General features: G+C 71.2%; 14 protein-coding genes. 9 read left to right on the top strand and 5 right to left on the bottom strand.

The window, feature by feature from the left end:
- Positions 1-94: 94 nt before the first annotated feature.
- On the top strand, positions 95-790 hold the full coding sequence (locus ACFO6V_RS05180) for a hypothetical protein (RefSeq protein ID WP_377132930.1): 696 nt from the start codon (positions 95-97) through the stop codon (positions 788-790).
- A gap of 28 nt (positions 791-818) precedes the next feature.
- Here ACFO6V_RS05180 and poxB read toward each other — a convergent pair whose 3' ends face one another.
- Together poxB and ACFO6V_RS05170 are read right to left on the bottom strand one after the other, a co-directional pair.
- The gene (gene poxB, locus ACFO6V_RS05175; protein ID WP_377132928.1) at positions 819-2,552 is read right to left on the bottom strand and encodes a ubiquinone-dependent pyruvate dehydrogenase; all 1,734 of its coding nucleotides are present in this window, start codon (positions 2,550-2,552) and stop codon (positions 819-821) included.
- A 149-nt stretch (positions 2,553-2,701) separates the two neighbouring features.
- Positions 2,702-3,733: an ArsR/SmtB family transcription factor gene (locus tag ACFO6V_RS05170; protein WP_377132926.1), complete on the bottom strand. Its 1,032-nt coding sequence runs from the start codon at positions 3,731-3,733 to the stop codon at positions 2,702-2,704.
- Between the two features lie 85 nt (positions 3,734-3,818).
- On the opposite strand from ACFO6V_RS05170, the gene ACFO6V_RS05165 reads away from it, so the two are divergent.
- Together ACFO6V_RS05165 and ACFO6V_RS05160 are read left to right on the top strand one after the other, a co-directional pair.
- Positions 3,819-4,214 (top strand): cupin domain-containing protein, encoded by a 396-nt coding sequence (locus ACFO6V_RS05165; RefSeq protein WP_377132924.1) that lies wholly within the window; start codon positions 3,819-3,821, stop codon positions 4,212-4,214.
- A gap of 276 nt (positions 4,215-4,490) precedes the next feature.
- Complete coding sequence (locus ACFO6V_RS05160; protein WP_377132922.1) at positions 4,491-4,658, top strand: YciI family protein; 168 nt, start codon at positions 4,491-4,493, stop codon at positions 4,656-4,658.
- A gap of 6 nt (positions 4,659-4,664) precedes the next feature.
- Here the strand turns inward: ACFO6V_RS05160 and ACFO6V_RS05155 are convergent, their stop codons facing one another.
- Positions 4,665-5,162: an Lrp/AsnC family transcriptional regulator gene (locus tag ACFO6V_RS05155; RefSeq protein ID WP_377132920.1), complete on the bottom strand. Its 498-nt coding sequence runs from the start codon at positions 5,160-5,162 to the stop codon at positions 4,665-4,667.
- 137 nt (positions 5,163-5,299) lie between these two features.
- Between ACFO6V_RS05155 and ACFO6V_RS05150 the strand changes: the two genes are divergently transcribed.
- The 4 genes from ACFO6V_RS05150 (at position 5,300) to ACFO6V_RS05135 (ending at position 10,960) form a co-directional block, all read left to right on the top strand.
- Positions 5,300-6,379 (top strand): thiamine pyrophosphate-dependent dehydrogenase E1 component subunit alpha, encoded by a 1,080-nt coding sequence (locus tag ACFO6V_RS05150; RefSeq protein WP_377132978.1) that lies wholly within the window; start codon positions 5,300-5,302, stop codon positions 6,377-6,379.
- Entirely contained in the window at positions 6,376-7,380 is a 1,005-nt protein-coding gene (locus ACFO6V_RS05145) for an alpha-ketoacid dehydrogenase subunit beta (protein ID WP_377132918.1), read from the top strand. The genes ACFO6V_RS05150 and ACFO6V_RS05145 overlap by 4 nt, the downstream gene beginning before the upstream one ends.
- A complete protein-coding gene (locus tag ACFO6V_RS05140; protein ID WP_377132916.1) occupies positions 7,377-8,843 on the top strand; it encodes a dihydrolipoamide acetyltransferase family protein in 1,467 nt (488 codons plus the stop codon). The genes ACFO6V_RS05145 and ACFO6V_RS05140 overlap by 4 nt, the downstream gene beginning before the upstream one ends.
- Positions 8,844-9,085: 242 nt before the next feature.
- A complete protein-coding gene (locus ACFO6V_RS05135) occupies positions 9,086-10,960 on the top strand; it encodes an HNH endonuclease signature motif containing protein (protein WP_377132914.1) in 1,875 nt (624 codons plus the stop codon).
- A gap of 64 nt (positions 10,961-11,024) precedes the next feature.
- Here ACFO6V_RS05135 and ACFO6V_RS05130 read toward each other — a convergent pair whose 3' ends face one another.
- Complete coding sequence (locus ACFO6V_RS05130) at positions 11,025-11,420, bottom strand: PaaI family thioesterase (RefSeq protein WP_377132912.1); 396 nt, start codon at positions 11,418-11,420, stop codon at positions 11,025-11,027.
- Positions 11,421-11,570: 150 nt separating this feature from the next.
- Between ACFO6V_RS05130 and ACFO6V_RS05125 the strand changes: the two genes are divergently transcribed.
- Both ACFO6V_RS05125 and ACFO6V_RS05120 read left to right on the top strand, forming a co-directional pair.
- Positions 11,571-12,167 carry a dihydrofolate reductase family protein gene (locus tag ACFO6V_RS05125; RefSeq protein WP_377132909.1) on the top strand — a complete coding sequence of 199 codons (597 nt, stop codon included), beginning with the start codon at positions 11,571-11,573 and terminating at the stop codon, positions 12,165-12,167.
- Entirely contained in the window at positions 12,164-12,577 is a 414-nt protein-coding gene (locus ACFO6V_RS05120) for a VOC family protein (RefSeq protein ID WP_377132907.1), read from the top strand. Before ACFO6V_RS05125 ends, ACFO6V_RS05120 begins: the two co-directional genes overlap by 4 nt.
- Here ACFO6V_RS05120 and ACFO6V_RS05115 read toward each other — a convergent pair.
- Complete coding sequence (locus ACFO6V_RS05115) at positions 12,555-13,298, bottom strand: TetR/AcrR family transcriptional regulator (RefSeq protein WP_377132905.1); 744 nt, start codon at positions 13,296-13,298, stop codon at positions 12,555-12,557. The two genes, ACFO6V_RS05120 and ACFO6V_RS05115, sit on opposite strands and share 23 nt — an antisense overlap.
- Between the last annotated feature and the right edge of the window lie 96 nt (positions 13,299-13,394).

The raw sequence follows: 13,394 nt of genomic DNA, 5'->3' as shown, positions 1-13,394 counted from the left end.
TGCGGCACGTCCGTCGAGCCGGGGCGGTGCCGGCCGCCCCGGAACCCGGTCGCCGGTGCCCACGAGGCGCCGGCGGCTGGGGCGGGGGGCCGCGGTGGCAGCCGTTCTGGTGGCTGCCGCCGTGGCCCTGCTGGTGCTGCTGGTGCTGCTGGTGCTGCGCCCGTGGGAGGGCGAGGCGCCGGCGGCGGACGGGTTCGACGTCGACCCCGCCCGCGTGGCGGAGCTGGAGGCCGCGGAGGAGGAGCGGGCCGTCGAGAACCTGGCGGCGGCCGCCGAGCTCGCGGTCTCCGCCCAGGAGCGGCTCCTGCCCGTGATGGACGGGCTGTACGAGTCGCTGCCGGTGGGCGGCGCGGGGTCGGGTGACGCGTCGGAGGGCGGGTCTGCGGACGGCGATCCGACGTCGGACGGCGCGACGCCCCCGACGTCGGCCGAGCTGGACGAGTGGCGCGCCGTCGTCGACGAGGTGACCGCGGAGACGGAGGCGCTGCCGACCGGATCGTCCGAGCACAACATCGTCCGCAACGGGCTGATGCTCTCGACCCGGCTGCTGGGGGACACGCTCGACGTCCTCGAGCTGGCGGCGGCGGACGACTCGGCGGACGGCTCGGCGCGGCTGCGCGACGTCGCCGGCGACCTGCGTCTGCGGGCGGTGGACGCCTGGGCGGTGGCCGCGGTCCAGCTCGACCTGCAGCACATCGAGGCGGACCGCGGTCACCTGCACGCGTTCCTGCCGCTGCACTCGGGGATGAGCGCCGAGGGAGAGGCGGAGATGTCGCACGGCGACCATTGAGTTGTCGGCGCGGGCGCGGGCGCCGTGATCAGTCGAACAGCCGCCGGAACACGTTGGTGTCGGCCAGGTCGACGAGCTCGTCGCCGCGCCCCGACAGGATCGTGCGGATCGCGTACAGCGTGAAGCCCTTGACCTGCTGGGCGGTGATCGCGGGCGGGATCGACAGCTCCTGCTGGGCGGTGACGACGTCGACCAGCGCCGGCCCGTCGTGGTCGAGCGCCGCACGCAGCGCGCCCTCGAGGTCGTCCGGCTGCTCTACCCGCTGACCGTGGATGCCCATCGCATTGGCGACGTCGGCGAAGCTCGGGTTGTCGAGCTGCGTGCCGAAGTTCACGAAGCCCGCGGCCTTCATCTCCACCTCGACGAAGTTGAGGGAGGAGTTGTTGAACACCACGATCTTCACGGGCAGCTTGTTCTGCCGGACGGTCAGCAGCTCGCCCAGCAGCATCCCGAGCCCGCCGTCCCCCGACAGGGCGATCACCTGCCGCCCGGGGAACGCGGACTGGGCGCCGATGGCGTGCGGCACGGCGTTCGCCATCGTGCCGTGGCTGAACGAGCCGATCAGGCGGCGCCTGCCGTTCATGGTCAGGTACCGGGCCGCCCAGACGACGGGGGAACCGACGTCGGGGATGAACACCGCGTCCTCACTGGCCAGCTCGCTCACCAGGCGCGCGACGTACTGCGGGTGGATCGGCTCGCGGTTGCGGTCGTTGTCGGCGAGGTCGTCGAGGTCCCTGCGCGCCCTCGCGTAGTGCTTGAGTGCGGAGTCGAGGTGCTTGCGGTTGGTGTGGTCGTCGAGCAGCGGCAGCAGCGCGTCGATGGTGTCGCCGACGTCGCCCACCAGCCCCAGGTCGACCGGCGTGCGCCGCCCGAGCTGCTCGCCCCGGACGTCGACCTGCACGATCTTCGCCTTGGACGGGTAGAACTGCTGATAGGGGAAGTCGGTGCCGAGCATGAGCAGCGCATCGCAGCTCTCCATGGCGCGGTAGCCCGAGGAGAAGCCGAGCAGGCCGGTCATGCCGACGTCGTACGGGTTGTCGTACTCGAGGAACTCCTTGCCGCGCAGCGCGTGCACCACCGGTGCCTTGAGCCGCCCCGCGATCGCGAGCACCCGCTCGTGCGCGCCCTCGGTGCCCGCGCCGCCCAGGATGGTCACCTTCTTGGCCGCGTTCAGGATCTCGGCGGCCTGCCGCAGCTCGGCCTCGCGCGGCCGGACGACGCTCTGCGCCGCCCGGATCGGCGCGGACTTCCTGCGGCCCGCGCTCTCGGCGAGGAAGATCTCGCCGGGGATGACGACGACGGCGACACCGCGCTTCTCGACCGCCGTGCGCATGGCGATCTCGAGCACGCGCGGCAGCTGCTCGGGCATGCTCACCAGCTCGGTGTAGACGCTGCACTCCCGGAACAGGTCCTGCGGGTGGGTCTCCTGGAAGTAGTTGCTGCCGATCTCGGCGCCCGGGATCTGCGCCGCGATCGCGAGCACCGGAACCCGGCTGCGGTTGGCGTCGAAGAGCCCGTTGATCAGGTGCAGGTTGCCCGGCCCGCAGCTGCCCGCGCAGACGGCCAGCTCTCCGGTGAGCGCGGCCTCGGCAGCCGCCGCGAAGGCTGCCGCCTCCTCGTGCCGCACGTGCTGCCAGGCGACGCCGTCGCTGGTCCGGATGGCGTCGGTGAAGCCGTTCAGCGAGTCGCCGGGCAGGCCGTAGACCCGGTCCACGCCCGCATCCTTGATGATCTCGACGATCGTGTCAGCGACATTGGTCATGACGTGCGCCCCTTGGTTCGCTCGGACTGTTTGCGCTGTCCGTGCGACGTTACCGGCGATGACGCGCCGCTTCATGTCGGGCCGGGTTGCGCAGAAAAGTGTGCCAAGCGCGCGGCGCGCCCAGGCCACAGCCGCGCACGGAGCAGGGACTAGCCGACGCCCGCGAGCGCCTCGCCCAGCGGGGTCCGGGTGTGCAGGACGCGGACGCCGTTGCGGCGGCTGTCGATCAGTCCGGCGTCGCGCAGGACGGTGAGGTGGTGCGACGCCGTCGACACCGCGAGCTCGGTCAGCGCCGCGCACTCGGACGTCGAGAGGGGTTGCTGGAGCTCGAGGACGAGGCGGGCGCGGGTCGGCCCGAGCAGGGCGGAGAGCGCGGCGAGGGCGTCCGCGCCGTCGCGGTGCCAGGTCTCCGACACCCCGTGGGCCGGGTAGAAGATCGTCGGTTGCGCGGGGCGCTCGGTCAGCACGGCGCAGCCGCGGGTGGCCACCATGACCGACGGGACGAGCACCAGGCCGGTGCCGCCGCAGTCGACGATCTCCTCGTGCTTGCGCATCTGGACGCGCACTATCTCGTCGGCCCAGGTCACCGTGGAGTGCAGGGTGCTCGCCATCTCCGCGAGCCCGGCGTCGCTGCTGCGGCGGGCGCGGACGCCTATGTCGGCCCGCAGGAGGCGGAGCATCTGCGGCCAGACGGGCGCGAGCAGCGTGTCCCAGACCTCCTGCCAGGCCTCGACGATGACCTTCCGGGCGTGGTCCGGTGCCGCGATCAGGTCGCGGATCTCCTGCTGGCGGGCGCCGGTCGAGCGGAGCACCATCTTCTCCAGGTCGAACCGGAGCCGTTCGTCGGGGACCTCACGGAGGCGTTCTGCCTCCTCCTCGGGAGTCATGTCGCCCGACGGCGTCGCGGTGAGGAAGTCGGGCATGTAGCCGTCGACGCCGCTGATGACCGCCATCAGGCGAAAGGCCTCGCTGGGTGGCTTGCCGCTGCCCTGTACACCAGCCTGTACACCGGCGTGGACGCCGGCCTGGACGCTGCGGAACCAGCCCCAGTGCAGGGGTGCGCTCTGCGGGCGAAGGATGGTGCGCACGGCGTGCACGAGCTCGTGACCTGGGGAGATGCCGAACCGCACGGCTGAGATGTCGCTGGAACCGAGCCGGAACTCGACGAACTTTCGATCCACATCGAAAGCGTAGTCAGCGGGGGTGCGGTCGGCCGAGAGTAGGTCTCATCAGGACGCAGTCTTCACCCGAGAGGAAGTACCCATCATGAACAGCTCCGCAGCCGCAGCAGCCACCCCCGCGACCGCCACCGCAGCAGTCCCCGCGGCGATCCCCGCCGACGAGATCCGCATCGGCGAGAGCCGCACCCTCCGCTTCGAGGGCGCCCAGTACGGGTCGAACGTGTCGTTCTTCCTCGTCACCTCGGACCCCGGTCAGGGTCCCGGCCTGCACCGGCACCCCTACGACGAGACCTGGTCGGTGCTGGAGGGCGAGGCGACCATCGTCGTCGGCGACAGGACGTTCGTGGCCCGCGCGGGCGACACCGCCGTCGCCCCCGCCGACACCTGGCACCGCTTCACCAACACCGGCGCCGGGACGCTCCGGATCGTCTGCATCCACGCCTCCGCAGTGATGATCCAGGAGAACGCGTCCGAGGAGTGATGAGTTTCCTTGTCTCGTCTCGTCCACACCACTAATAGCCAGACCGAACAGAACGGAGCAGTCCCATGACCCAGTACTTCCTGACCCTCCCGCACGACAGTGCCGAGGAGCCGACGATGGAGTCGATGCAGGAGATGGATCCGGCCGAGCTGGAGGCGGTGTTCGCCGCGGTTGGCGCCTTCAACACCGCGCTGACCGAGTCCGGGGGCGCTCGTCACCGCGGGCGGCCTGCAGCCGCCGTCGACTGCGATCACCGTCGACGCCTCGGGTGGCGACGTGGAGCGCGTCCCTGGGCCGTTCGTGGAAGCGCCCGAGTACGTGGGTGGCTTCTGGATCATCGACGTCGCCGACGAGGAGGCCGCGCTCGGCTGGGCCGAGAAGGCCTCCGCCGCCCTGCAGTCCCGCATCGAGGTCCGCGCCCTCCAGGAGGCCCCGGACCAGTAACCCCGTTCAACGGTGTCGTTGGTCTGGGGGCGCGGCGGCCGGGGGCGGGCCCGCGGGGACCGGCTCCTCGAACACCAGCAGCGTGTGCGTGTTCAGGATGCCCTTCATGCCCTGGATCTGGTCCAGGATCAGGTGGCGCAGGTCCGCGTTGTCCCGGGCACGGACCAGCAGGACGAGGTCGAACTCACCGCCGACCAGCCCGATGTGGTCGACGCCGCGCAGGGTGCGCAGCTCCTCGCGGACCGAGCGCCACTCCGCCTGCTCCAGGTTGACCGTGACGTAGGCCGACGTGCCGAGCCCGGCGAGCACCGGGTCGATGTCCGCGCTGTACCCGCGGATGACGCCGCTGGACTCCAGGCGCTGCACTCGCGCGTAGGCGTTGGCCCGCGAGATGTGCAGCTTCTCGGCCAGCGATCGCATGGACATCCGGCCGTCGTGACGGAGCTCGTCGACGATGCGCTGGTCGACGTCGTCGAGGCCCGGTGCCACTTGTCTCGCAGCCACGCCCTCAGCCCCTTCGCCGCTGGACATTTGGATCGCATTACCTGCCCATTGCTGGACGGTTTCTCGGATCCTCGCCGTTGATGGATTCCGAATAGAACCTTGACGAGTATATCTCTATGACAAGTGACGTGGATCGCATGTTGCCGTCGAAGATGCCGGTCATGCTGCTCGGTCCGGACGGCCGTCCGACGGCCGCCGGCACCGCGCACCTGCCCGCGGACGACGAGCTGCTCCGAGGGTTCGCGGGCATGGTCGCCGCCCGCCGGTTCAACGACCAGGCCAGCGCGCTCGTCCGGCAGGGACGTCTCGCGGTCTACCCCTCCTCCCACGGTCAGGAGGCCTGCCAGGTCGCCGCCGCGCAGGTGCTCGACGCCGAGGACTGGCTCTTCCCGACCTACCGCGACACCGCCGCCGTCGTCGCGCGCGGGGGCGACCCCGTCGAGGTGCTCGGCCTGCTCAAGGGCGACTGGCACTCGGGGTACGACCCCTACGGGCTGCGCGTCGGGCCCCTGACGACGCCGCTCGCCACGCAGCTCCCGCACGCCGTCGGGGTAGCGCACGCGGCCCGGCTGCGCGGGGAGCGCACCGTCGTGCTGGCGATGTGCGGCGACGGCGCCACGAGCGAGGGCGACTTCCACGAGGCGCTGAACTTCGCCGCCGTCTTCCACGCGCCCGTCGTCTTCTTCGTCCAGAACAACCAGTACGCGATCTCGGTGCCCCTGGCCAGGCAGTCGGTCGCCCCGTCGCTGGCGCACAAGGGCGTGGGCTACGGCATCCCAGGGGAGCAGGTGGACGGCAATGATCTCGCGGCGCTCCTCGGTGTCCTGTCCGGGGCGGTCGCACGGGCGCGGGCGGGGGAGGGGCCCCAGCTCGTCGAGGGGCGCACCTACCGGATCCAGGCCCACACCAACGCCGACGACGCCACCCGCTACCGCACCGACGACGAGGTCACCGCCTGGGCGGCCAAGGACCCGCTGGTCCGGCTCGAGACCTACCTCCGCGCCGAGGGCATCCTCGACGACGCCCGCGCCGCAGCCTTCACCGAGGCCGCCGAGGAGGTCGCCCGGCGCACGCGGGACGGCATGAACCGGGACGTCGAGCCGGACCCCGACGACCTGTTCCGCTTCGTGTACTCGCGGCCGACGCCGCAGCTGGTCGAGCAGCTCGCCGTCGTGCACGACGAGCTGAGCCGAACTGAACTGGAGGCCCGCCCATGACCGCCACCGCCGTCGCACACGAGACGCTCAGCACCGCGCAGGCGATCAACCGGGCGCTGCACGACGCGATGACCGAGGACCCCTCGGTACTGGTGCTCGGGGAGGACGTAGGCCCGCTCGGCGGCGTCTTCCGGGTCACCGACGGCCTCACCGCGACGTTCGGCGAGGACCGCTGCTTCGACACCCCGCTCGCGGAGGCCGGCATCGCCGGCTTCGCCGTCGGCCTGGCCATGAACGGCATGCGGCCGGTGATCGAGATGCAGTTCGACGCCTTCGCCTATCCCGCCTTCGAGCAAGTCGTGAGCCACATCGCCAAGATGCGGAACCGCACCAGGGGCCGGGTCGAGCTGCCGCTCGTCATCCGGGTCCCGTACGCGGGCGGCATCGGCGGGGTCGAGCACCACTGCGACTCGTCGGAGGCGTACTACGCGCACACGCCCGGCCTGCACGTCGTCGCGCCGTCGAACCCCTCGGACGCCTACTCGCTGCTCCGTGAGGCCATCGCCTCGCCGGACCCGGTGGTCTTCCTCGAGCCGAAGAAGCTCTACTGGGCGAAGGGCGACGTCGCCCTGGGCGGCGACCGCGAGCCGGGCATCGGCACGGCCGTGGTCCGGCGCCAGGGCACCGACGCGACCCTCATCGCCTACGGACCCGCCGTACCGGTCGCCCTGGAGGCCGCCGAGGAGGCCGCGCGCAAGGGCCGCAGCCTGCAGGTCGTCGACCTGCGCTCGATAGTGCCGTTCGACGACGCCACGGTCTGCGCGGCCGTCGAGTCGACGGGACGCGCCGTCGTCGTCGCGGAAGCGACGGGCTTCGCCAGCGTCGCGTCCGAGATCGCGGCCCGGGTGAGCGAACGCTGCTTCCACTCGTTGTCGGCGCCGGTGCGGCGCGTGACCGGGTTCGACATCCCGTACCCGCCGCCCAAGCTCGAGCACCTCCAGCTGCCGTCGGTCGACCGGATCCTCGACGCCGTCGACGACCTGCAGTGGGAGGACGCATGACCACCACCGCGACGGAGCAGACCTTCCTGCTGCCTGACCTCGGCGAAGGGCTGACCGAGGCCTCGGTGGTGCAGTGGCTGGTCGCGGAGGGGGACGTCGTCACGGTGGACCAGCCCGTGGTGGAGGTCGAGACGGCCAAGTCCGTCGTCGAGGTGCCCAGCCCGTACGCGGGCCGGGTCGGCGTGCTGCACGCCGCCGAGGGGGAGCTTGTCGAGGTGGGCAGGCCGCTGATCACGATCGCTGTCGGTGTGGCGGCTGGTGTGACCGCCGACGGCGAGGGGGTGGCCGCGGACGGTGACGGCGTGGCTGCCGAGACCTACCGCGAGGAGGAACGGGCGGGCTCCGGCAACGTGCTCATCGGGTACGGGACCTCTGTGCATCCGGGTTCGGGCCGACGGCGCCGGCCACGTGCTGTCCCGTCGGCGGTGCCCGCCATGGCTGCGGCTTCGGGGGTCGTTGCAGGCCCGGGAGCCGCTGCGGCTTCCAGCGGTGGCCCGGTGAAGGTGATCTCGCCGATCGTCCGGCGGCTCGCCCGGGAGGCGGGGCTGGACCTGCACGCGATCGCGCCGACCGGGGCCGGCGGGGTCGTCACCAGGTCCGACGTGTGGACCGCCATCGAACGGGCGCGGCAGGCGCCGTCGCTGACGCCGTCGCAGGCTGCGGCAGCGACGGAGACCCCGGTGCGCGCCCCGGCCGCCGTCGTGCCGGACGTTCCTGCGACCGCCGTCCTGCCGAGCGCTTCTTCCGCCGTCCTCCCGAGCGTTCCCGCGCGCGGGGAGCGGCGCATCCCGCTCAGCGGCTTCCAGAAGACGGCGGCCAAGGTGCTGTCACGGAGCCGCGCGGAGATTCCCGAGGCGACGGTCTGGGTCGACGTCGACGCGACCGCGCTCTGGAGCCTGCGCGAGGCCGCCCGGACTCCCGACGATGCGGGGCCGGGCCTGCTCGCCTACGTCGCGCGGTTCGTCGTGGCCGGGCTCAAGGAGTACCCGGTGCTGAACTCCAGGCTCGACGTGGAGCGCGACGAGATCGTCATGCCCGGCGTCATCAACCTCGGCGTCGCCGTCCAGGGACAGCACGGGCTGGTCGTCCCGGCAGTGCTCGACGCCGGCTCGATGACCACGACCGAGCTCGACGTGGCCCTCCGCGACCTCGTCGCACGCGCCCGCACGGGCAAGGCGACCACCGAGGAGCTCACCGCGGGGACGTTCACGCTGAACAACTACGGCGGGTTCCGGGTCGACGGCAGCGCGGCGATCATCAACCACCCGCAGGTCGCGATGCTGGGCCTCGGCCGCATCATCGACCGCCCGTGGGTTGTCGACGGCGAGATCGTGGCGCGCAAGATCACGCAGATGTCCTTCGTCTTCGACCACCGGGTCTGCGACGGCGGGACGGCGGCAGGCTTCATGCGCTCCGTCGCCGACGCCATCGAGAGCCCTGCCGCGGCGATCGTCCGGCTCTGACGGTGTGCCACTGATGGTGTGCCGCTGAGCTGTGGTCCTCGGTAGTGCGATCGGCACGGTTTGTTGGTCTCGTTGTGCGCCTGGTGGGTTCGCGGGAGTCCGAAGAGGCTTCCACCTGCTGCGCTGGAGAGTTATCCACAGATTTGAGATCCACAAGCAGATCGCACGAGTGTTCGAGATAATAGATACAGCAAGGGAGTAGGAACTAGAGGCGAGCAGCGAGATGGGCGGGGGTGGGCACGATGGGGCAGACGACGAACGGTGGTTCCGCTGCTGGTCTGCCTGCTGCGGCGTCGATCGAGGATGTGCTGGCCCGGATCGAGGCGGCGACCGCGGAGCTGACTGCTCTGACCGACCCCGAGACGCTGACCGGTTGGGACGCGCCGACGGTCACTCGCCTGGCTGATGCGCACACCCGGATCCGCCAGGTGACCGGTCGCCTGGACGGTGTCCGGTACACCCTGCTACCCCGCATCGAGAACGAGGGGTCCTGGCGCTCCGGTGCCACGGCCCGGACGTTCACGACCTGGCTGCGCCTGCGCGAAGGCATCTCCGCCTCGACGGCGGGTAAGGACATGACGATCGCCCGCCGCCTGGCGACCGCGCTGCCCGTGACGCGGGAGCGGCTGGTCGCGGGAACCCTGGGTGTCGACCACGCGAGGGTGATGACGGAGGTCGCGCCCACCAGCGAGACCCGCACCGACGCCTTGGCCTGGCTGATCGACACCCGCACCGGGCACACCACCACCCCGGAACAGTTCGTCCAGACCGTGCCGGTCGACTTCCCCGACCCCACCGAGGACCCCGACGGGACACGCACCCGTGAGCTGGTCACGCAGGTCCTGGAGGGCGCGATCACGGAGGGGACCCTGGTCACCGGTGAAGCCCTGGTGCTGCGTGAGGCTGGTGTGCTCAACGCGGACCAGTTCCGGAAGGTCGCCCGCCGGTTCGCGACTGTGACCGACCCCGACACCGACGATGTGGACGACGACAAGGCCGCGCAGGGCGAGTTCTTCGATCTGGCCAAGACGTTCGGCGGGTATCACGTGGCCGGGTTCCTCACCGACGAGCACGGCCTGCAGCTGACGACCGCGATCAACGCGGTCCTGGGCGCCCCGGCGGCGGAGGACACCCGCACGACGACCCAGCGTCGGGCGCAGGGTCTGGCGGATGTGGCGCGGGTGGTGCTGGACACCAACCAGGCCTCCCCGGGCGCTGCGATCGCACCGCACCTGAACGTGACGGTGTCGTGGGACGAGTTCGTCACCCAGGTCACGAGGACCCGGGACGGCCTGTGCCTGACCTGCGGGCAGACCGCACCAGGGCGCGGCACCCGCTTCGGCGTGGGGCCGAGCATCCCCGGCACCGGCACCGGCACCGGCACCAGCACCACCAGCACCACTGGCACCGGCACCACTGGCACCGGCACCACTGGCACCGGCACTGGCACCTGCGCGGGCACGGGTGCGGGCACAAGTGCAGATGCCGGTGCGGGCACAGGTGGTCTGAGTGGTGGCCCAACGGCCGGAAGCCCGACCGGAAGCCCCACCAGAAGCCCGGCCGGTAGTCCGGGTGGAAGTCTGGGTGGAGGTCCGGGTGGCTGGAGTACCGCGGATATGACAGTGTCCGGGTTCTTGTCCTCCGGTGGTCCGGTGTTCACCGAGACCGGCGGCCGTGCCCCACGCGCGCTGATCCGCCGCCTGGCGTGCCACAGCGCGATCACCCGGATCGTGTTCGGCCCCGACGGCGCCGTCCTCGACGTCGGACGTGCCCAGCGCACGGTGTCAGGGCAGATGCGCCGCGCCGTCATCGCAAGAGACCAGCACTGCGTCTACCCGGGCTGTGACCAACCGCCGTCACGGTGCGAGGTCCACCACGCCCTGACCCACTGGGCCGACGGCGGAGACACCTCCGTGACGAACAGTGCGTTGCTGTGCTGGTACCACCACCAGCTCGTCGACACCCGCGGCATCACCATGCACTGGACCGGCAAGCCCACCGACACCACGGCCGGTGTCCTCCTCGAGACCGGGTGGGCGTTCACGGACGCCCGTGGGCACCGCATCCGCCTACCTGAAGCCATCGAAGCCCCACCGCCCACCACCGAAGTCGCCTGAGCGGCCGGGCCCTCGGAGCCTGGTTGGTATGTCCGGTTGGCGGGTCCGGTCGGCCCGAAAGACGTCAGCGCGGCTCGATCAGCTGGTTGGTGATGCGGGCCGTGCAGATGCGGCGGCCCTGCTCGTCTGTCACGACTATCTCGTGGGACGTGATCGTCCGGCCGAGGTGGACCGGCGACGCCGTGCCGGTGAGGGTCCCGTCCGTCGCGCCCCGGTGATGCGTGATGTTCAGGTCCACGCCCGCGCATACCTTGCCCAGCGTGCTGGCGTGGATCAGCGCGCACCAGGATCCCAGCGCCTCCGCGAACGCCGCCGTCGCGCCGCCGTGCAGGCGGCCCAGCGACTGGGTGTTGCCCGCCACCGGCATGGTCGCCACCACCCGCTGCGCCGACTGCTCCAGCACGCGGATACCCAGCTTCTCGTCGAGCGCGCCCAGCGTGATCGTCCACGGTTTCGACATGCGGTCACTGTATGGCGTTACCGGACGCCGTTACCGCACACCGTCGCTGGTGGCTTCCGACGAGTTTGCCTACCGCCGGAAGTCATCCCCGTGTCCCTCTGTCCGTCCCGGCAGAGCGCGACGCGGAGCATCCCTACCCCAGGAGGAGAGATGGAAACTGAGACGAGTGGTCCGATCCGGCTGTACATGTCGATGTCGCTCGACGGCTACATCGCTGGTCCCGACGATCGACCGGGCCAGGAGCTCGGACGCGGTGGCGGACGCTTGTTCAGCTGGCTCGACGACCGGGAGTCGGACAGTCCCAGCGGACAGGTGTATCGCGAGGCCTCGGAGACCGGGGCGCTGATCTCCGGCCGTCGGACCTTCGAGCTCGCCGGGCGTTGGCAGGGTGACCATCATGCCGGGGTGCCTATCTTCGTCCTGACCCATGACGCCGACGACGGCGACATACCGCTCGGCAACGCGCGGTTCGTCACCGATGTGGACGACTGCGCCCGTCAGGCGCGTGCAGCTGCCGGCGACCGCGCAGTCATGGTGCATGGCGCGGGTGCGGCTCAAGCGCTCCTCCGGGCCGGTCAGCTGGACGAGATGGAGATCCACCTCGTGCAGGTGCTCCTCGGGACCGGCCGGCGTCTGTTCGACCACCTCGGTGAGGATCACATCGAGCTCGACCTCGTGCGGCGCCTCGAGGATCGAGACGTCACGCACCTCCGCTACCGGATCCGTCGACCAGGGGAAGCGGCATGAAGACCCTCTTCGTCTCCTATCGCGTCACAGACCTGGTGCGCTCGCTCGACTTCTACACCGCTCTGGGCTACACCGAGCTCGGCGTGGTCGACATCGGGAACGGGAGCCGCCTCGTGCTCCTCCAGTTCCCCGGTGAACCTGCGGCGTCGCTCGAGCTGGTCCACCGTCCTGACGGTGGTCGCGTCGACGTCGGCAGCGGTTTCGACCACCTCGCGATCCAGGTCGACGACCTGGTCGCCACCCAGGAGCACCTGGCCGCTGCCGGCCTGGAGCCAGGTCCCGTCGAGTACCCCGGCGGCCCTGACGGTCCGAAGACGTCGTGGCTCACCGACCCGGACGGCTACCGGTTGGAGCTGGTGGAGTGGCCACCCGGACGCCCGGACGGGATCACGGCCGCGGACTTCTCCTGAACGGTGCGGGATCGCTGCCCGGATCGACGCCGCCCCGCGCCGGCCCCAGGCCGTCGAACAGCACGCTGGAGATCGTGGCGGCCAGCGCGTCGGCGGGCAACGGCCCGCCGGGCCGGTACCAGTCGGCGAGGGAGTTGACCATGCCGAAGATGAGCCGGCTGATGACGTCGGGGTCGACGTCGGCGCGCAGGTCGCCCTCCGCGGCTGACTGCCGGACGAGCACGGCGAGGCGTTCGTCGATGTGCCTGCGTCGTTCCATCGCCGAACGTTCCAGGTCGCTGTTGCCGCGGACGCGCAGCAGGAGCGTGACGGCGGGCAGGTTGTCGGCGAGGATGCGCACGGCCGCCTCGACGGTGGTCCGCAGGCGGACGGAGCTGGGCTCGCCGTCCGTCGCGACCGACGCCGCCTCGACCGCCTCGCTCAGCCCCTCCAGCGCCTCGTCGAGGGCCGCCGCGAGCAGCGCCTCCTTGCTGACGAAGTGGTGGTAGACCGCCGACTTGGTGACGCCCAGCTCGGCGGCCAGGTCGCTGATCGACGTCGCGTCGTAACCGCGCTGGTTGAAGAGCGTGATCGCCGTCCTGAGTACCGCCTCGCGGTCGTGACCCGGACGCCCGCGCGGACGTCGGGCGGGCGCACCCGCCGACGCCGCGCCTGTCGACGCCGCGCCCGCCGATGCCGCACCCGCCGACATCGAGCCTGCCGCCGTCGCCTCTGTGGTCATGGCGTCATCGTCCCAGACGTGAGACCAGCCCTTCGCCCCGCTGGAGACCGGGTGGGTGGCCATCGAAGCGACCCCAACACACGGCACGCGACACGC

It is taken from the genome of Promicromonospora alba (genome assembly GCF_042654905.1).
Classification (GTDB): Bacteria; Actinomycetota; Actinomycetes; order Actinomycetales; family Cellulomonadaceae; genus Promicromonospora; species Promicromonospora alba.
Note: the sequence above shows the minus strand (reverse complement) of the source record. Positions and strands in the feature narration are given on the sequence as shown.